Annotated in this window: 15 protein-coding genes; 9 read left to right on the top strand and 6 right to left on the bottom strand. The window is 68.1% G+C overall.

Annotated features, from left to right (window positions below):
* Positions 1-76: 76 nt before the first annotated feature.
* Together ACTIEW_RS11325 and ACTIEW_RS11320 are read left to right on the top strand one after the other, a co-directional pair.
* On the top strand, positions 77-712 hold the full coding sequence (locus tag ACTIEW_RS11325) for a hypothetical protein (RefSeq protein WP_439478007.1): 636 nt from the start codon (positions 77-79) through the stop codon (positions 710-712).
* Positions 713-965: 253 nt separating this feature from the next.
* The gene (locus ACTIEW_RS11320; RefSeq protein WP_439478006.1) at positions 966-1,505 is read left to right on the top strand and encodes a hypothetical protein; all 540 of its coding nucleotides are present in this window, start codon (positions 966-968) and stop codon (positions 1,503-1,505) included.
* A gap of 111 nt (positions 1,506-1,616) precedes the next feature.
* Here the strand turns inward: ACTIEW_RS11320 and ACTIEW_RS11315 are convergent, their stop codons facing one another.
* On the bottom strand, positions 1,617-2,135 hold the full coding sequence (locus ACTIEW_RS11315) for a hypothetical protein (protein ID WP_439478005.1): 519 nt from the start codon (positions 2,133-2,135) through the stop codon (positions 1,617-1,619).
* 353 nt (positions 2,136-2,488) lie between these two features.
* Here ACTIEW_RS11315 and ACTIEW_RS11310 point away from each other — a divergent pair, with 353 nt between their 5' ends.
* The 3 genes from ACTIEW_RS11310 (at position 2,489) to ACTIEW_RS11300 (ending at position 6,090) form a co-directional block, all read left to right on the top strand.
* A complete protein-coding gene (locus ACTIEW_RS11310; RefSeq protein WP_439478004.1) occupies positions 2,489-2,794 on the top strand; it encodes an SCP2 sterol-binding domain-containing protein in 306 nt (101 codons plus the stop codon).
* Between the two features lie 75 nt (positions 2,795-2,869).
* Positions 2,870-4,078: an acyl-CoA dehydrogenase family protein gene (locus tag ACTIEW_RS11305; protein ID WP_439478003.1), complete on the top strand. Its 1,209-nt coding sequence runs from the start codon at positions 2,870-2,872 to the stop codon at positions 4,076-4,078.
* Between the two features lie 734 nt (positions 4,079-4,812).
* Positions 4,813-6,090, top strand: coding sequence for a Xaa-Pro dipeptidase (locus tag ACTIEW_RS11300; protein ID WP_439478002.1), 1,278 nt, complete (start codon positions 4,813-4,815; stop codon positions 6,088-6,090).
* Positions 6,091-6,095: 5 nt separating this feature from the next.
* On the opposite strand, the gene alr is transcribed toward ACTIEW_RS11300, so the two are convergent.
* The 3 genes from alr to ACTIEW_RS11285 all read right to left on the bottom strand — a co-directional run bounded on the left by alr (position 6,096) and on the right by ACTIEW_RS11285 (position 10,598).
* Positions 6,096-7,133 (bottom strand): alanine racemase, encoded by a 1,038-nt coding sequence (gene alr, locus ACTIEW_RS11295; RefSeq protein ID WP_439478001.1) that lies wholly within the window; start codon positions 7,131-7,133, stop codon positions 6,096-6,098.
* Positions 7,134-7,178: 45 nt separating this feature from the next.
* Positions 7,179-8,261 carry an ABC transporter ATP-binding protein gene (locus tag ACTIEW_RS11290; RefSeq protein ID WP_439478000.1) on the bottom strand — a complete coding sequence of 361 codons (1,083 nt, stop codon included), beginning with the start codon at positions 8,259-8,261 and terminating at the stop codon, positions 7,179-7,181.
* Positions 8,262-8,390: 129 nt separating this feature from the next.
* Positions 8,391-10,598, bottom strand: coding sequence for a DEAD/DEAH box helicase (locus ACTIEW_RS11285; RefSeq protein WP_439477999.1), 2,208 nt, complete (start codon positions 10,596-10,598; stop codon positions 8,391-8,393).
* 195 nt (positions 10,599-10,793) lie between these two features.
* Here ACTIEW_RS11285 and ACTIEW_RS11280 point away from each other — a divergent pair, with 195 nt between their 5' ends.
* From ACTIEW_RS11280 to ACTIEW_RS11270, 3 genes are all read left to right on the top strand, one after another.
* Positions 10,794-11,156, top strand: coding sequence for a hypothetical protein (locus tag ACTIEW_RS11280; protein WP_439477998.1), 363 nt, complete (start codon positions 10,794-10,796; stop codon positions 11,154-11,156).
* A 147-nt stretch (positions 11,157-11,303) separates the two neighbouring features.
* Positions 11,304-11,720 (top strand): hypothetical protein, encoded by a 417-nt coding sequence (locus tag ACTIEW_RS11275; protein WP_439477997.1) that lies wholly within the window; start codon positions 11,304-11,306, stop codon positions 11,718-11,720.
* A gap of 304 nt (positions 11,721-12,024) precedes the next feature.
* Positions 12,025-13,548, top strand: a complete 1,524-nt coding sequence (locus ACTIEW_RS11270; RefSeq protein WP_439477996.1) for a tyrosine-type recombinase/integrase — start codon at positions 12,025-12,027, stop codon at positions 13,546-13,548.
* Positions 13,549-13,605: 57 nt separating this feature from the next.
* On the opposite strand, the gene ACTIEW_RS11265 is transcribed toward ACTIEW_RS11270, so the two are convergent.
* Positions 13,606-14,727 carry an MFS transporter gene (locus ACTIEW_RS11265; protein WP_439478031.1) on the bottom strand — a complete coding sequence of 374 codons (1,122 nt, stop codon included), beginning with the start codon at positions 14,725-14,727 and terminating at the stop codon, positions 13,606-13,608.
* A 147-nt stretch (positions 14,728-14,874) separates the two neighbouring features.
* Between ACTIEW_RS11265 and ACTIEW_RS11260 the strand changes: the two genes are divergently transcribed.
* Positions 14,875-15,288 carry a PilZ domain-containing protein gene (locus tag ACTIEW_RS11260; RefSeq protein ID WP_439477995.1) on the top strand — a complete coding sequence of 138 codons (414 nt, stop codon included), beginning with the start codon at positions 14,875-14,877 and terminating at the stop codon, positions 15,286-15,288.
* Positions 15,289-15,529: 241 nt separating this feature from the next.
* On the opposite strand, the gene ACTIEW_RS11255 is transcribed toward ACTIEW_RS11260, so the two are convergent.
* Positions 15,530-17,485 carry an FTR1 family protein gene (locus ACTIEW_RS11255; protein WP_439477994.1) on the bottom strand — a complete coding sequence of 652 codons (1,956 nt, stop codon included), beginning with the start codon at positions 17,483-17,485 and terminating at the stop codon, positions 15,530-15,532.
* Positions 17,486-17,500: the final 15 nt, after the last annotated feature.

Here is a 17,500-nt window from a genome sequence, read left to right as displayed (position 1 = left end):
GCCCACCGACCGCCGTTCGTGAACCGGATCAGGTCTGACGGGTTGCGTGGGTGTCCCGTCCTCTCCGGCTGCCTGAATGCTCGAAGCTCCATCCGACCTCGACCGGCTGAAACAACACGCACGCCGGTTCGCCGCCAACGTCCGACCGCATCACATCGCCCTGGTCGCCGCCCTGGCGGTCGTCGGGATCGGGGTGGCGGCGGTGCGCACCGTCGCCCTGCCGGGACCGCGGCCGATCCTCGACGGCGAGAGGCTGCAGATACTGGTCGTGGCCCCGGTCGAGCCCGAGATCACGCCCGGATCCGTGATGGAGGTCGGCAATCTGGTCGAGGGGTTCGAATACAGGCCGTTTCCGCCATCGGTGATCGAGGTCGCCGATGCGCCCTACGAAGAGGATTTCGGAGCGTCGGCGCCGCGTCGCGCACCGAACCGATACGCGGAGGAGGCTGTAATTCACGCCCCGCCGCAGCCAGAAGCCCCCGGCGACGGTTGGCGGGAAACCCGTGTCGGCCGCTGGTTCGGCTTCGACGCGCCGGAGCGGGACTATCGCGCCGAACGCGAGGCCCGCCGCGCCCGGATCGATGCGCAGATGGAGCGGGATCATGACCGGCGTGAGGTGCGGTGGTACCGGTCCAACGGCGAACCCGGCGGCGATGACGGGCAGGATGGCCGCCGTCGGCAGGACGAAAATCCCGACGACCTCCGGGGCTGACGGTCGCGGATTCGCGTTCACTGGTCCCAAACCGTGGCCCTGTGCGCCGGGGTGCTCTGGTCGCGCTCGGTCGACAATTCCGCCGTCTTCTGGGCCGCGAACGGCGTGTTGACCGCAGGCCTGCTGCTGTTGAAGGCGCGCCTCGGCTGAGCCTTCGTCGCGCCTGACCGCGCGACAGGAAACTTGCGGAACACAGGGATACACGACGTCCTTTCAGGAGTATGATGTGTGCCGATAGACGTCGGATTGGGTCATGATTTCACTGCTGCTCGCGATCGGCCTCGGCCAGACTCCTGAAGGCGTTACGGTCTCGCCGCCGCCGCCGGGTTCGCAGGAGGTGCGGGTGCCCTGCGAGTCGACGCCGGCGGGCTGGGTCTGCAAGATGCCGGCGATGATCCTGCGACCGTCCCCGCCCGGATCGGCCGTCATCACCGACGCGCCGGCGATTTCCGTTCCCGTTCCGCCCACGGCGCCGACCCTGGCGCCGCCGGTTGAGATCAGTTCGGCCGAGGCAGACCGGCAGGCGCGGCTGATCGCGCGTTGCGCCGACGCCTCCTGGCTGTCCCTGTGCCTGCCCGATGACCGACGCGAGGCCAGGATTCTCCGCGACGCCGCAGTCGCCCGGGCGGCGCTGAGAGGCGAGGTCTACCAGCTGTTGAGCGAAAACAGGTGTGACGAGGCCATGCGGATGGCTCTGGCCGGCGCCGACATGTCCCTGGTCTGGGAGGTGCGCAATTTGAATGTCTGTGCGTCCGGCCCTGCGACGGCCGAGGCTCCCGCCGACTCGAACTGAAGACGGCAGATCTCCGGAATCAAAGAGGCCCGACGCCTTGCGGCGCGGGCCTCTCTTTTCAGATCAAGGGCGGGACCGGCCGGACGGGTCCGGTCGGTCCCTGGTCTTGTCCTAGCCGCGCTCGCCGTCGTAGCTGCCCGGCGCCGTGTTGCCGCCATGACTGACGGGCTCGCACTCGATAAGGCCTTCGCAGCCGGAGAAGTGGATTTCCGGCGGCTCGACGGTGATGTCGGACGGTCGGACGTGAACTTCAGGGGCGCGCAGATAAATCTGTGGGGCCCGAATACGGATGGGCGGGGCCTCGACATAGATCGGCGGACCCTGGATATCGATGCGGCCCGACTCGATGGTGATCGGCCGACCGCGGATGCGGACACCCGGCCCGCCGGCGCGGACGACATGCCACGGCCTCGGGGTATTGTACCAATTCACCTCGTAGTCGCACAAGCAGACTCCGTATTGGTCGCGAGGGCCTCCGTCGCGGCACGGAGGCGGGGGATTGTCGCAGCAATACGAAGGCGGCGGCGGCGGCGGCGGTCGATGATACAGGTTGTCCTGGGCGACTGCCGTTCCGGCGCTTCCGGCCGAGGCCAGCAGAGCGCCGACGGCGGCGATGACTATGTGTTTCACTTGAAGCTCCCCTAAATCCAGTCGTCGATTAAGACCCCGAATAACCCCACGCCCAGGGACCGAAGTATCATCGTTATGGTAACCTTAACCGCTTGGCAAGGCGACGGTTCCCCAAGGGTGGCTGGATTATGGCGACTGTCGCGCCTATTGCCCCGATGGGGCGATTTATTCGCTTTCCGGGGGAAAAACTCGCTCCGCCGCCGCGATATTTCGCCGCGAAGTGCGCCTCCCGGACAGAATGTCTCGCCAACTTGACCCCACGTGACCTTGGCAGCCGCCCGGACGCGGTCTAGGTCGATGCCTCAATCCGATCACCGGCCGACCGGTGATCGAGCTTTACGGGAGAAGCGCTCATGGCCGATCTGGCTCAAGTCACCGAACACATCCGCGGCGCCGTGGGCGACAACTCCGGTCTGGGCAAGACCGTGAAGATCGATCTGGGCGATGTTGGCAAGATCTATATCGACGGCGCCTCGGTGCCCAATACGGTGACCAACGAGGACAAGCCCGCCGACGCCACCGTCTCAATCGGCTGGGACGACTTCATGGCGCTGTCGGCTGGCCAGCTGGATCCGATGATGGCCTTCATGCAAGGCAAGCTGAAGATCGCGGGCGACATGATGATCGCCCAGAAGCTGGCCCCGCTGCTGAAGCGCTGAGGCGCGTGACCGCGAACTGATTTCCGCGGCGCGGCTCCTTATGGGGCCGCGCCGTTTTCGTATCGGAGCACGACCATGGAATTCCGGCACAGCGACAGGGCCCTGCACTGGCAGGAGCGGGTCAAGCGCTTCCTCGACGACCATGTGCTGCCGCGCGAGGAGGAATACCGGGCCCAGGTCCGTGAAGATCACACGCGCCAGCCTCCGGCCATGGAGGAGATGAAGGCGAAGGCCCGCGAGGCCGGCCTGTGGAACATGTTCCTGCCCGGCGATCACGGCGCCGGTCTGAACAATCTCGAATATGCTCCGCTGGCCGAATTGATGGGCCGCCACCTGTGGTCGGCCGAGGTGTTCAACTGCAACGCCCCCGACACCGGCAATATGGAAGTCCTCCATATGTACGGGAACGCCGAGCAGCAGGCGAAATGGCTCAAACCCCTGATGGCCGGCGATATCCGCTCGGCCTTCCTGATGACCGAGCCCGAGGTCGCCTCCTCGGACGCCACCAACATCCAGACCCGGATCGAGCGCGACGGCGACCACTATGTGATCAACGGCCGCAAATGGTGGTCGACCAACATGGCTCACCCGAACGTCGCCATGACCATCGTCATGGGCAAGACCGACCCCGACGCCTCGGTCCACACCCAGCAGTCGCAGATTATCGTCCCCGTCGATGCGCCCGGCTTCCGCGTCGAGCGGATGCTGTCGGTGTTCGGCTATGACGAGCTGCCGATCGGCCACGCCGAGGTGGTGCTGGAGAACGTCCGCGTCCCGGTCGAAAACCTGATCGCCGGCGAGGGGCGGGGGTTCGAGATCGCCCAGGGCCGCCTCGGCCCCGGCCGCATCCACCACTGCATGCGCGTCATCGGCATCGCCGAACGGTCGCTGGAGCTGATGGTCCAGCGCCTGTTGTCGCGCACTGCCTTCCGCAAGAAGCTGGCCGAACATTCGGTCTGGGAACAGCGGGTCGGCGAGGCCCGCACCAATATCGAGATGTGCCGCCTGCTGGTGCTCAAGGCCGCCTGGATGATGGACGAGGCCGGCGCGAAAAACGCCAAGTCCGAGATCGCCCAGATCAAGGTCGCCGCGCCGCGCATGGCGCTTCAGGTCATCGACGACGCCATCCAGGCCTTCGGCGGCGCCGGGGTCTCGGCTGACACCCCCCTGGCCGAGATGTACGCCATGGTCCGCACCCTGCGCATCGCCGACGGGCCGGACGAGGTCCACAATCGGACGGTGGCGCGGTTGGAGTATGCGAAGCACGGCGGGCGGGGCGGGTAGGGGGAGCACCCTACCGCTATCGTCATTCCGGGCGAGCGCAGCGAGACCCGGAACCCAGCGGCGCGCGATAGCGCGAACCTGTCGCGGACACCGGCGGCTGGACCATTTCGCCTTCGGCGCCGCTGGGTTCCGGGTCTGCGGCTCGCTTTGCTCGCCTCCGCCCGGAATGACGATAGCGGTTTGGGGCAGTTCGCACCGCTCACAATCCGCCGATTGTCAGCATATCCCGCCCCGCCAAGCCACTGACTCCGAACGTCTTTCAAAATTTTCAGCGTCCCTATCCCGCCATAGGAACAGCCCCTCCTAGACTCCCCCCGTTCCGTCGCAGGGGAGGCGCAGAGGCCTTGCGTCCTTTGGCGGCGGGATGTGGAGAAGCGGGGGCCCGGTTCCCGGCTGCCAGAGCAAGGCAGCCAACGCCCGGGGTCTGATAACCAAACGGATGTCAGGGGCGAGGGGGATACTCGCCCGGTCCGGGGACCGTGTCGCAAGCACGGCCCGCCCGCCGGAGGCGCTGCGGTAAGGCGATAAAACCGCCACCGGACGCAAGCTTCCGATCAATCTCCGCGCGGAGCGTCTGTCTGCGTCGAAACGGTAAACCACAAAGAACTCCGGGCGCGGGCCCGGCGCTCCGCACGCCTTCCCCATCCGACCGCGATCGCGCGAGCGGCGCCGACGGTTGCGTCATTGCCCCGCAAGCCTCGCCATGCAAGCTTCGCCGCCTCAGGAGAACCATCATGCTGCATCGTCTGGCCGCCGCCGTCGCCCTCGCGCTCGCATTCGCGACGCCCGCCCTGGCCGACACCCTCGTCGTCACCGCCGCCCGCATGGTCGATGTCGAGCGCGGCCGCTATGTCGACAATCCCGTGGTCGTGGTCACCGACGGCCGGATCACCGCGGTCGGGACCGCCGTGCCCGCTGACCTGCCCGCCGACGCGCGCCGGCTCGACCTGTCGGGCCTGACCCTGCTGCCGGGCCTGATCGACATGCACGTCCATCTGGCCTCGACGCCCTATGTCTCCGGCTGGAATGAGCTGGACTATGCCGACGACTTCGGAACCGTCCTCCAGGTCGCCCATGCGCGCGCCAACCTGATGGCCGGCTTCACCACGGTGCGGAACCTGGGCGGACCCGACTTCGCCGATGTCGCCCTGCGTCAGGCCATCGACGGCGGCTTTGTCGAGGGGCCACGGGTCATCCCCGCGGGCGCTTCGTTCGGGGCTACCGGCGGCCATTGTGATCATACCGGCCTGCCGCGCTCCTTCGCCCGGGCCAATCCCTTCAACGCCGACGGGGTCGAGGCGGCCCGCCACGCGGTGCGCGAGGTGCGCAAATACGGCGCCCAGGTGATCAAGGTCTGCGCCACCGGCGGCGTCTTCTCGCGCAACACCGAGCCGGGCCAGCAGCAGATGACCCTGGCCGAACTGACCGCCGTGGCCGACGAGGCGCATATGTGGGGCCTCAGGGTCGCGGCCCACGCCCACGGCGCCTCGGGCATTGCCGACGCCATTCGCGCCGGCATCGACACGATCGAACACGCGTCGCTGATCGACGCCGAGGGCATTCGTCTGGCGGTCCAGCACGGGACCTGGCTGTCGATGGACATCTACAACACCGACTTCACCCAGGCCGCGGGCACCGAGTTCGGCACGACGGAAGACAATCTGCGCAAGGATCGCGAGATCGGCCAGCTGCAACGCGACAATTTTCGCGCCGCACACCGCGCCGGCGCCCGGATGGTGTTCGGCTCTGACGCGGCCATCTATCCGCACGGCCAGAACGCCCGGCAGTTCGCGATTATGGTCGAATACGGCATGACCCCGGCCGAGGCGATCCGCGCCGCCACCTGGAACGCCGCCCAGGCCCTCGGTCGTGAGCGCGACGTCGGGGCTATCGTGGCCGGCCGCTACGGCGACCTGATCGCGGTGTCAGGCGACCCGCTCGCCGATGTGCGGATGCTGGAGACGGTGCCCGTAGTCATCAAGGGCGGGGCGGTGGTGCGGGACGCGCGCTGAGTCAGCTAGCTGACATAGACCCGAGGCACCCGTGCGCTGACGGACGTCAGCAGCTCATAGGCGATGGTTCCGGCCGCGTCCGCCGCGTCGTCCAGCATCCGGTTCGGGCCGAACAGCTCGACTGTGTCGCCGACAGCGACCTCCAGCCCGGTGATATCTACGGCGCAGACGTCCATCGACACTCGTCCCACGATCGGCCGCGGCTGACCGGCGACGCAGACCAGCCCATTCGGGCTGTAGGCCCGCAAGACGCCGTCCGCATAGCCCGTGGCGCAGGTCGCGATCCGGGTCGGCCCGCTCGTCACAAAGCCGCGCGAATAGCCGACGCTCTCGCCCGACGGAACCTCGCGCACCTGCACCACCTCGGCCGCCAGCGTCGCCACAGGCCGGATGCGGGGGTCCGGCCGCCCTTCGGGCCCGCCGCCGTACAGGGATATGCCCGGCCTCAGTGCGTCAAAGGCGTAGTCGCGACCCAGGAAGGCCCCGCCCGAATTGGCGAACGACCGAACCGTCCCCGGATAGCGCGCCGCCGCCGCCGCGAAGGCGTCCCGTTGCCGCGCGTTCATGGGCTCGGCGGGATCGTCGGCGCAGGCCAGGTGACTCAGCACCAGATCGAGTCCCTCGAACGGCTCCGGCGCTTCCCCGACGCGGAAGCCCAGCCGATTCATCCCGGTGTCGATCTGCAGGCCGCACGGGCCGCCCCCCGCGGTCCGCCATTCGGCCGACTGGGCCGCGGTGTTCAGCACAGGCTTCAGCCTCGCAGCCCTCAGCCGCGCCGCCCGTCCCGTCAGGCAGCCGTCCAGCACATAGATGGCGGGTTCGGGGCCGAGGGCCGCGCGCAGCCGCTCGCCCTCGCTGGTCCGGGCCACAAAGAAGGTCCGCGCCCCCTCGACCATAAGCCGCGCTGCGCAGGCGGCGGCGCCGAGCCCATAGCTGTCGGCCTTGACCACCGGATGCACGGGCGCGCCGCCGGCCGCCTCCAGTGTACGGAAGTTGGCGGCGAGCGCATTCAGGTCGACAGTGAGTGTGGCCGGTGCGGGCATCCCGCCATCTATGGCGACCCGCTTGTGCGATGCAATATGCGGCGCCTAAAGCCGTGCGAACGCTTCGCCGGCCGCGTCGAACAGATGCGCCTGGTCCGCCGGAACCCGCAGGCTCAGCGTCTCGCCGGCCAAGGGCCGCACATCGCCGGGCAGCAGCACCGTCACCGGCTCCTCGCCTGCCGTCAGGTAGGCATAGGTGGCGTGCCCGAGGGTCTCGACGAAGACGACCCTGGCCGAGACCGCGTCGCCCTTGCCCGCCGTCGTCAGATGCTCGGGCCGGACGCCGAGCGTGACCTTGTCGCCGACCTTGGCGCGGGCGGCGCTGACCGCCACCTTCAGCGTCTCGCCCGCCGCGGTGCGCACCGTCGCGCCCGTGGCCGTCGCGGAGACGATCTCGGCGGGCAGCAGGTTCATCTTCGGACTGCCGATGAACTCGGCCACGAACAGGTTGCGGGGTCGCTCGTACAGATCCATCGGCTTGCCGACCTGTTCGATCCGGCCCGCGTTCAGCACCACAATCCGGTCCGCCAGGGTCATCGCCTCGACCTGGTCGTGGGTGACATAGACCATGGTCGTCTTCAGCCGCTCATGCAGGCTGGCGAACTCGTAGCGCATCCGCACCCGCAGGGCGGCGTCGAGGTTGGACAGGGGCTCGTCGAACAGGAAGACCTGCGGCTCCCGGACGATGGCCCGGCCAATGGCGACGCGTTGCCGCTGACCGCCGGACAGGGCCTTGGGCTTGCGGTCGAGAAGGTCGGTGATGTTCAGCGTCCCGGCCGCGCCGCGCACCCGCCGGTCGATCTCGGCCTTGTCGGCCCTGGCCAGCTTCAGGCCGAAGGCCATGTTCTCGTAGACGCTCATGTGCGGATAGAGGGCGTAGGACTGGAACACCATGGCGATGCCCCGGTCGGACGGGCCCAGGTCGTTGACGACCTTGCCGCCGATGGCGATGTCGCCGCCGGTCGCCTCTTCCAGACCCGCGATGGTGCGCAGCAGGGTGGACTTGCCGCAGCCCGACGGGCCGACGAAGACCACGAACTCGCCGTCGGCGATCTCCAGGTCGATGCCCTTCAGCACCTCGGTCGTCCCGAAGCTCTTGGTCACGCCGGTCAGCCGGACGTCCGCCATATGTTTCCTGCCCGCAGCTTCTTTGTTGGCCTACTGCGCGTCGCGCTGCTCGAGGCCGGGTTTTGCGGTCACCGTAAACGGTTACAGGAGCGGATCAATCCTCAGCGTGGAGAGCCGCGGGGGCAGGGCTCAACGGGGCGTCTTGCCCTTGTATGGCGCCCGGGGCGCCGCGGGCTTGCCGCGGGCGTCCTTCGCCGCCCACGGACGATCGCCGCCTTGCGGCTTCCCGTGGGGCTTGCCTTTCCACGCCTTGTCGCCGCCGGCGGCGGGCGCAGACTCGGCGTCGGAGCGCGGCGTCCACGGCGTCTTACCTTCGGCGGTGGGCTTCTTGACCCAGGGCTTCTTGCCCTCCGGCGTCGGATCGTTCGGCGTGCGCTTGACCCAGGGCTTCTTGCCCTCGGCGACGGGCGTGGCGGCGGCGTCGTCGCGTTTCACCCAGGGCTTCTTCTCGCCCTGCGGACGATCCTCGCGGGCCTTCCAGGCGGGCTTGTCGCCGGACTCCTCGCGCTTGACCCACGGTTTCTTGCCTTCAGCGGCAGGCGCGGCGTCGTCGCGCTTGACCCAGGGCTTCTTCGCGCCTTCGGGTCGGTCCTCGCGCGGTTTCCAGACCGGCTTGTCGCCGCCTTCCTCGCGGGCCTTCCACGGCTTCTTGTCGGGACGATCGCCCCCCGCGGGCTTCTTGTCCCAACGGCTGACCGGCTTCTCGGACGGGCCCGGCTTGATGGCCGGGTCGATCTTGACGCCATCCTCGAGGCCCAGAGCGATGGCGGCCTCGAACTTGGCCCGCATCTCCTGGGTGATCTCGAACTTGGTCTCGCGCTCGAAGATCTTGATCGAGCCGATGTCGCGCTTGGTCACATGGCCGAGGCGGCAGATCGTCGGCATCAGCCATTTCGGATCGGCGTTCTTGTCGCGGCCGATATTGATCCGGTACCAGGTCATGTCCCCACCGCGGGCGAAGTCCGTGTACGGAACGTCGGCCTGCCCTTTGTCGTTCTTGCCGGTCTCCTGCTGACGTTTCATCCGGTCGTCGTCATAGACGTCTTCCGGCGCGGGCAGCTTCTGCTGGTACAGACGGATCAGCGCGGCCGCGACCTGTTCCGGCGTGCTCTTCTCAAGCAACTGGCGGCCGAGGGCCAGCATGTCCTCGTCCTCGACGGCGGCGGTCAGGACCGGGTCGGCCAGCATGCGCTTGCGGTCGTTCTCCAGGATCATCTCCGCCGAGGGCGGGCCCGACCATTCAGCCTTGATCGAGGCCGACTGCAGCATAAGCTCGACCTTGCGGCGGCGCGTATAGCTGACCAGCAGGACCGAGACGCCCTTCTTGCCGGCGCGGCCCGTCCGACCCGAGCGGTGCAGCAGGCCGGCCTTGTTGACCGGGATCTCGGCGTGGATGACCAGACCGAGATCAGGCAGGTCCAGACCGCGCGCCGCAACGTCGGTGGCGACGCAGACGCGGGCGTGGCCGTCGCGCAGGGCCTGCAGGGCCTCCGAACGCTGGCTCTGCGTCAGTTCGCCGGACAGGCCGACGACCGAGAAGCCGCGCTCGCGCAGGCTCGAAGTCAGGTGTTTCACCCGCTCCCGCGTATTGGCGAAGACCAGTGCGCCCGGGGCCTCGAAGTATCGGAGGACATTGACCACCGCGAGCTCGACCTCGTTGGGTGCGACCCGGATGGCCTTGTATTCGATGTCGGCGTGCGAGGCGTTGCCGGCGACGGTGTCGATCCGCAGGGCGTCGCGTTGATAGGTCTTGGCCAGTTGCACGATGTCGCGCGCAAGCGTGGCCGAGAACATCAGGGTGCGGCGTTCGGCCGGGGCGGTCTCGAGGATGAAGGTCAGGTCCTCGTGGAAGCCCATGTCCAGCATCTCGTCGGCTTCATCCAGCACCACGGCCTTGAGCGTCGTCAGGTCCAGCGACCCGCGTTCGAGGTGGTCGCGCAGGCGGCCGGGCGTGCCGACGACCATGTGACAGCCGCGATTCAGCGCCTGGCGCTCGACCTTGGGGTCCATGCCGCCAACGCAGGAGACGATGCGCGCCCCGGTCTGGGCGTAGAGCCACTGCAATTCGTTGGAGACCTGCAGGGCCAATTCGCGGGTCGGGGCGATGACCAGGGCCACCGGCGCGCCGAACTCGGCGAATTTCTCCGCCTCGCCCAGCAGGGTGGGGGCGAGCGCCAGGCCGAAGGCGACGGTCTTGCCCGAACCGGTCTGGGCCGAGACCAGCAGATCGCGCCCCTGTTCGGCCTCCAGCACGGCGGATTGCACCGGCGTGGGCTCGGCATAGCCGCGTTCGGAAAGGGCGCGGTCAAGCGCGGGATGACTGGCGGGGAAGGGCATGGGGCGGTCCAATAGCACGAATCAGCGCGCGAACGGTCGGCGCGGAAGGCGGCGGACGGCGGCGTATGAGGGGAAATAACGGCGGAATGGTGAAAGGCGCTAAATTGAGGCCAGGCCCTTCACAGGACGATCGTCAGCTTTACCAATTGGAGAGCTGCGGGGCGGATACTGGACGGGTTCACACAGGCATTCCCCATGTTCGTGCTTCGCGCCGCCGGCTCAACCCTTCTGATCTACGCCCTGTTCAACGCCGCCTTCGGCCTGAACCGGCAGGAGCTGCCGTGGGTGATTTCGGCGGTCCTGCTGACGATTGGCGGGATTGCCCTGCTTGTGGCGCAACCATGGTCACGGATCGTGGTGCTGGCGTCCGCCGCCGCCGCAGCAGCGGTCGGCGCCATCAGCCAGTTCAGGACGGCCCAGGACGTCAACATCAGCCTGGAGTCCGCCACCGTGGCCTGGACCCTGTGGTCCGCCCTGTGGCTGGCGACCGCCTATATTGGTTCGAAATACCTGTCCGACAAAGGCGTGGTCGTGCAGGAACTGCAGGCCGAACCCTGATCGCCGACACGGTCGATTAAGGCTCTTGCTGTAAGACTTGGGGCTCATTCAATGCACCTGCGGGCCGTGTCCGGCCCCACTGGAAAATGTTGTGAGCTGCTTCTCCATCATTCCGAACCGGGCCATCTCCGCCCCGACGGTCACGCCATGACGGGGATCGAACGGTTCCTGCGCGCGTCGAGTTGGTCGATCGCGCTGAAATTTGCGTTCCTGGGCCCGGCGGTCTTCCTGCTGGCCGTGGGTGGAATAGACCTTATGGCGGTCAATCGCTCGCAGGACCGGCTGCAGACCATCGCCGACGGCGCCGCCGTGGCGGGCGCAGAGGCGCTGGATCCGGCTTCGGACGCAGCCGCCGCCCGAATGCGCGCAGCCGCCTTCGTCACCGCCGAGATGCTCCAGTGGCCGGACGCCCCGGCCTATGAGGCGAAATACGAGATTGTTGATCGGGCTGGACGGCGGGCGCTTCGGGTCGTGCTGCGCGGACACCGCCCGTCCTTCCTCGCCAATATGCTGCCGCCCGGCGGCTGGCATCTGGTCGGCGACGCCAACGCGACATCGGCCTGAGGGCTCACGTCGTTGCGCGGAGGGTGAGGCGGCCCCTGAACCGTCGGCGTCTGGCCTCCGACAGAAATGGTGGATGCGACAGGGATTGAACCTGTGACCCCCTCGGTGTGAAGGGCCTCAAAGCCATTTCAGGGCATTTCAGGACTGTGCATAAGTCGACAAATATTTGAAATGACGCATTTTAATTTTTCAGTGCTTTTCTTGCTTTTTCACAGAATTCTGCATCTGGCGCCCCACTAGCGCCCCAGGAAATGCTAGTTTGGGCGGCGTTTGATTTGCAGCGCAGGCGCGAGGAGAGCGCGTTGTGGCCCGCCTTCAGCTTAACACGGATCGTCAGGTCGCGGGCTTGAAGTCCGCTGACAAGGTCTACGAGATCGGCGTCGGCGGGAGCCGAGGACTGGGGGTTCGCGTCTTCCCTACCGGGCTGAGGCAGTTTGAATTCCGCTATGTCGCGGCGAACGGGACGAGGCGGCGTCTTTGCCTGGGCGCCTATCCCGATCTGTCTCTCGCCGAAGCCCGGTCGAAGGTCGCCGGATTACGGATCGCGGTCGTGGACGGCGGGGATCCCGTCGCGGAAAAGACCGCCGCCCGTGAACGGGCGCGAACCGGAGAAACCCTCGACGAACTCGCCGAGGCTTATTGGCAGGCGGCGACGGTGGGGCTCCACGGGGGACGCCGCCGGCCGAAGCGAGAGGTCACCCTCAGCAATGAACGTCAGATGTGGCGGAACCACATCCAGGCGCGTCTCGGGACGCGGCCGTTCACGGAAATCCGGCGTGCCGACATCAAGGTCTTCATGCGGACGCTGGTGACCGACGGCGGGTTGGCGGCCGCCAGCGTGGCGTCGATCGGCGCGGTGCTGCACGCCGTCCTGGGGTTCGCCGTGCTTGAAGAGCGGATTGAGGCCAATCCCGCGCTCGGGCTGGCCAGGCCGCTGGCGCTCACCTCGCGCGAGCGCATGTTCGACGACGCGGGCCTGGGGACGCTCTGGGACGCCGCGTCCCTAGCCTCCGTGCCTCGGGCGCCGGGTGAGAAGACAGCCGGAATTCATGCGCGCCTCGAGCCCGCCATGGGGCTGGCGATCCAGCTGTTGATGCTGACGCTGACCCGCCGCAACGAGGTCGCCGGCGCCCGGAAGACGGAGTTCGACCGGGCGGCGAAGATCTGGACCATTCCGTCGGAGCGGGCGAAGGCCAAACATCAGCACGTCGTGCCCCTGGGCGCCGACGCGCTTGAGGTGCTGGAGGTCGCCTGGGCCCTCGATCCCGGCAGCCCCTATCTCTTTCCATCCGCCCGATCGCCGGGTCAGCATCTGGACCCGCACGCCATCACCCGCGCGTTCGCCCGGACCTGCACGCGCCGGAAGCTGGCGGTCGGCTCACCCCATGATGTCAGGCGGTCCGGCGCGACCACGCTCACGGGGCGCTACGGCGTCAGCCGTTTCGTGGTCGGGTTGGTGCTCGGGCATACGCCAAACGAAGGCGCGGCAGTCACCAGCGTCTATGACCGGCACACCTATGTCCCGGAGAAGCGGGCGGCGCTGGAACTGTGGGCGAACCATCTCATCCGACCCGGCCTCGAAATCGCGGAGCCAAGGGCGCTTCCGGACCCTGCGGCCGGTACGCATGTGGATGAGGCCAAGGCCCGCGCGTTTGCCCTGTGCCAGAAGGGAGAGTTGCACGAGGCGGTACTCTCGATCTGCATGGACCTCTCCCGTCATCCGGCCACCGTCAGCTCGCATCTGGCCATCCTGGGCAAGGTCGGCCTTGAACGCGCGGCGGCGGGATCACGCGATCAGGTGGCGGACTGGATTGGCGGGTTCCGATAGGTCTTCGGAGGCATGCCGATTAAGCCGAGGGCGGGCGACTAACGGCCAAGAAGCCGCTCAGAGGGCCTCCCTCTCGCCGCCTGGACGGCGCGATGCCATGAGCACAAGCCCCGCCGTCGCCAGCAGGGCGAACACGGCGCCGGCGAGGAACGTCGCCTCCGGTCCCATCCGGGACCACAGCAAGCCGGCGACGACGCTGGCCGCCAGCAAGGTCACGCCGCTGGCGAGATTGAACAGACCAAAGGCAGTTCCACGCATATTCGGCGGGGCCGTATCCACGACCAAAGCCGCCAACAATCCCTGGGTCAGGCCCATGTGCAGGCCCCACAGGGCGACCCCGATCAGAACGCCCGGAATAGTCGCCACAAAGGCGAGGACCACGTCGGCGGCGATCAGAACCGCGAGGCCCAGGATGAGTAGCCAGCGTCGACCAATCCGGTCCGACAGGCTCCCGGCGGGCGCGGCCACGACCGAATAGACGACATTCATCACCACCATCACCACGGGCACTAGAGCGATGGCGAGCCCGACATCCTGCGCCCTCAACACCAGGAAGGCTTCGCTGAACCTCGCCATGGTGAACACCACGCCCAGGGCGACGACGGACCAGAACGCTCCGCCCATCGCCAGCACATCGATCCATCGGATCGGCGGTCGCGGATGACGCACGCCGTCGACGGGACGGGGCTCCTTGACCGCGAAGATGAGCACCGCGACCGCAAGCGCGGCTGGAACCACGGCCCAGGCGAACACCGCGCGGATGTTCCCCGCGAGAATGAACATGAGGGCCATCGCGATGAGCGGTCCGGCGAAGGCACCGATGGTGTCGAGCGATTGACGTAGACCGAAGGCCGCGCCGCGGATCTCGGGCGGCGCGATGTCGGCGACCAGGGCATCGCGGGGCGCGCCGCGAATGCCCTTGCCGACGCGGTCCGCGAACCGCGCCCCGAACACCTCGAACGGGGTCACCGCGATCGGAAAGATCGGCTTGGTCAGCGCGCCCAAGCCATAGCCCGCCACCGCCAGCCACTTGCGGTGGCCGAGTCGGTCGCTGAGCCAGCCGGAGAAGACCCTGGTGATCGACGCCGTGGCTTCGGCGATGCCTTCGAGCAGTCCAACGAGCGCAATGCTCGCACCCAGGCCGGTCACCAGAAAGACGGGCAGGAGGCTGTGAATCATCTCTGACGAGACATCCATGAACATGGAGACGAAGCCGATCGCCCAGATGCTTCGGGGCACCGCTCTCAGGCCGGTTTTGACGGACGCGGTCATGCCGTGGGTCATAGCCCGGATCGAGACGTCACGACGAGTAGCCGATCGGCGCTCATGGTTTCGAAAGCTCGCCTGGGCAAGTTGAGGCCCATGAGTACAGGATCGAAATCCGCGCAACCCGACGCCGACCGTCGTTCCATTCAACGAGAGCGGTGCGTTTTGCGCTGCCGGATTACTTACGGTCTGTGGAACGAAGTCGTGGACGCGATCATTCGCGACCTGCACGAGGACGGCGCGCGGATTCGCCTGAATTCCCGCGTCGTCGTGACGGGCCGGCTGCGCCTGGAAATCCAGCCGAGCGCCGCCGTGCATTTGGCGGATGTCGCCTGGCAGCACCGCGATGAAATCGGGGTCCGGTTGGTTGCCACGCTTGATGAGACGGTCGAGCGGCAGATCGAGGCCCTGCGGCGCGCCGGCGCACGGATGCGTCAATCAAGGTCTCCGGCGCCGAACGACGGCAGCTACTAGCCGCGACTATGGGCGTCGCGGAGTGGGTTCAGCCCAGATTTCAGGACCGGCCCGGTGAGATGACCGCTTGACGGCCAGTTCAAATGTCCCGGTCCGGTATGGGGATCAGGCCCGGTCGATGCGGTCGGCGGCAAGCCTTGGACGGTCATCAGCGGCACCACTCCGCCGCCGACCGCATCGTCCTGGCGCAGCTGGCCTGCCTTGTCCTGAACAACCACATGGACCCGCGCGCCCTTGTCGATCAGCGTCGTTGCCCGGACGAGCGCGGAGCCTGAGCCCGACCCTTCCGATTGGCCCCCCAGAAGCCAACGATTACGACCGTCAGCGCCAGCAGCTGGGCCACGAGACCCTCCCAGGTCGGGAAGAGGCCGAGGATTTCCACGCGGGGCAGGGCGGCCAGGGGATGGACGTCCATGACGCCCGCCTCCTGAAGCCCGGCCACGCCCTTGCCCGCCAGGATCACCGCCAGGGCCGCGATCAGCAGCGCGCTGTAGGCGAAGAACTGCGAGATCGGCAGGCGCTTGCTGAAGACGAGCAGGCCCCAGGCGACCAGGGCCAGGCAGACGATCGCCAGCGCGGCGCCGCCGAGCAGGGCGCCCTGGGTCCCCTGGCTCCACAGGGCGGCATAGAAGAGGATGGTCTCGAACACCTCGCGATAGACGACGATGAAGGCCAGCAGGAACAGGAACCAGGCCGACCGCTTCGACAGGGCCGCCGACAGCTTGTCGCGGATATAGGCCTGCCAAGCGCCGGCCTGGGCCTTGCCGTGCATCCACACCCCCACGGACAGGAGGACGGCGGCGGAGACGAGCGAACCGATGCCTTCGGTCAGTTCGCGGCTGGCCCCGCTGATGGCGATCAGCCAGGTCGCCGCCGCCCAGGTGGCGGCCCCCGCGACGAGGGCGGCGACCCAGCCGCCATGCACATAGGGAAGCACGTCCTGGCGCTCGGCCTTGCGCAGGAAGGCGATCATCGCGATCACGATCAGCAGCGCCTCCAGCCCCTCGCGCAGCAGGATGGTGAAGGCCCCGAGGAAGGTCGACAGGGCCGAGGCCTCGGAGGGCGCGAGCGCCCGGCCGGCCTCGTCGAACAGCCCGCTCAGGGCCGTGACCTGCCCCGCCACCTCGTCGGCCGGAGCCCGGCGACCCAGGCTGGCGCGAAGCTCGCCCATCGCGGCCTCGATCCGGGCCATCAGTTTGCCGTCGCGGGCCCGCAGCAGCGGCTCCACGGGTTCGAAGCCGTCGAGATAGGCCGAAAGCGCCAGTTCCTCGGCCTTGCCCGCGTCCCCCGCGCGATAGGCCGCCAGGCTCTCGGCGAGCCTGCGGCGGGCCAGGTCCAGGCCGTCCGTCCCCTGGGCCGCGAGAACCTCGGGATGCCGGCGCAGATAGGCGACCACCTCGCTCGCCCGAGGCTCGCCCAGTCGGGCCGCGAGCCCCGCAGGCGTGAGCTGGGTCAGGGCTTCGAGATCCGGCACGGCGGCGCGCAGCTCGGGATCGTCGCGCCAGGCGCGCTCGCCCGCGCCACCCGTTTCCTCGGGATAGGCGAAGCCCCCGACATAGAAGGCGAGCGCCCATCGATCTTCGGCCGACAGGTGGGCGAAGCTCGCCATGGCGGTGCCGTCCAGGCCCTGTCCGACCACCTGATAGAGACCGAACAGGCTGCGCTCGCGGGCGCGGTCCCGATCGGTGAAGGCGATCGCCGGCGGCTCAAGCCCGGCGGCGCCGGGGCCGTCGCCGCGGCCGGTGGCGCCGTGGCAGACGGCGCACTGTTCGGCATAGAGCGCCGCGCCGCGCGGCAGGTCCGGGATCGCCTGCGGCGCGAGCGGCGTCGGATAGGCGGCGAGAAGCTCATCGGCGAGGCGCCGCGCCTGTCGCGCGACCGTATCCGGCGTTTCACGCGCCTCGATCGCGGAGATCAGGGCGGACGACGCGGCGAGGAGCCGGGGCCGGGTCTCATGGGCCGGCAGGGCGACGATCCGGGTGCGCACCGAGGCCGAGAACTCCCGCATCTCGGCGTATTCCGCCTCGCTGATCACCCGGCCGTCGGAGACGGCGCCGGGGTAATCGACGGCGATGTAGTCCAGCAGCCGCCAGGCGGTCTCCGCCCCGGGCGTCGCCTCCTGGGCCGCGGCCCGCTGGGGTATCGCGACGCCCAGCAAAAGGACGAAGATGAGGAGAAGACGAAGCGCCGCTGGCATCGGGCATCCTGTTCG

Origin of the sequence: Brevundimonas sp. (assembly GCF_051860745.1) — a bacterium.
Taxonomy (GTDB): domain Bacteria; phylum Pseudomonadota; class Alphaproteobacteria; order Caulobacterales; family Caulobacteraceae; genus Brevundimonas.
Note: the sequence above shows the minus strand (reverse complement) of the source record. Positions and strands in the feature narration are given on the sequence as shown.

Excerpts from the sequence above, each read along its gene's own strand:
- ACTIEW_RS11325 (WP_439478007.1), top strand. The coding sequence starts at position 77 with ATGCTCGAAGCTCCATCCGACCTCGACCGGCTGAAACAACACGCACGC.
- ACTIEW_RS11320 (WP_439478006.1), top strand. The coding sequence starts at position 966 with ATGATTTCACTGCTGCTCGCGATCGGCCTCGGCCAGACTCCTGAAGGC.
- ACTIEW_RS11255 (WP_439477994.1), bottom strand. The coding sequence starts at position 17,485 with ATGCCAGCGGCGCTTCGTCTTCTCCTCATCTTCGTCCTTTTGCTGGGC.
- ACTIEW_RS11310 (WP_439478004.1), top strand. The coding sequence starts at position 2,489 with ATGGCCGATCTGGCTCAAGTCACCGAACACATCCGCGGCGCCGTGGGC.
- ACTIEW_RS11260 (WP_439477995.1), top strand. The coding sequence starts at position 14,875 with ATGGTTTCGAAAGCTCGCCTGGGCAAGTTGAGGCCCATGAGTACAGGA.
- ACTIEW_RS11285 (WP_439477999.1), bottom strand. The coding sequence starts at position 10,598 with ATGCCCTTCCCCGCCAGTCATCCCGCGCTTGACCGCGCCCTTTCCGAA.
- ACTIEW_RS11305 (WP_439478003.1), top strand. The coding sequence starts at position 2,870 with ATGGAATTCCGGCACAGCGACAGGGCCCTGCACTGGCAGGAGCGGGTC.
- ACTIEW_RS11265 (WP_439478031.1), bottom strand. The coding sequence starts at position 14,727 with ATGATTCACAGCCTCCTGCCCGTCTTTCTGGTGACCGGCCTGGGTGCG.
- ACTIEW_RS11280 (WP_439477998.1), top strand. The coding sequence starts at position 10,794 with ATGTTCGTGCTTCGCGCCGCCGGCTCAACCCTTCTGATCTACGCCCTG.
- ACTIEW_RS11275 (WP_439477997.1), top strand. The coding sequence starts at position 11,304 with ATGACGGGGATCGAACGGTTCCTGCGCGCGTCGAGTTGGTCGATCGCG.
- alr (WP_439478001.1), bottom strand. The coding sequence starts at position 7,133 with ATGCCCGCACCGGCCACACTCACTGTCGACCTGAATGCGCTCGCCGCC.
- ACTIEW_RS11300 (WP_439478002.1), top strand. The coding sequence starts at position 4,813 with ATGCTGCATCGTCTGGCCGCCGCCGTCGCCCTCGCGCTCGCATTCGCG.
- ACTIEW_RS11290 (WP_439478000.1), bottom strand. The coding sequence starts at position 8,261 with ATGGCGGACGTCCGGCTGACCGGCGTGACCAAGAGCTTCGGGACGACC.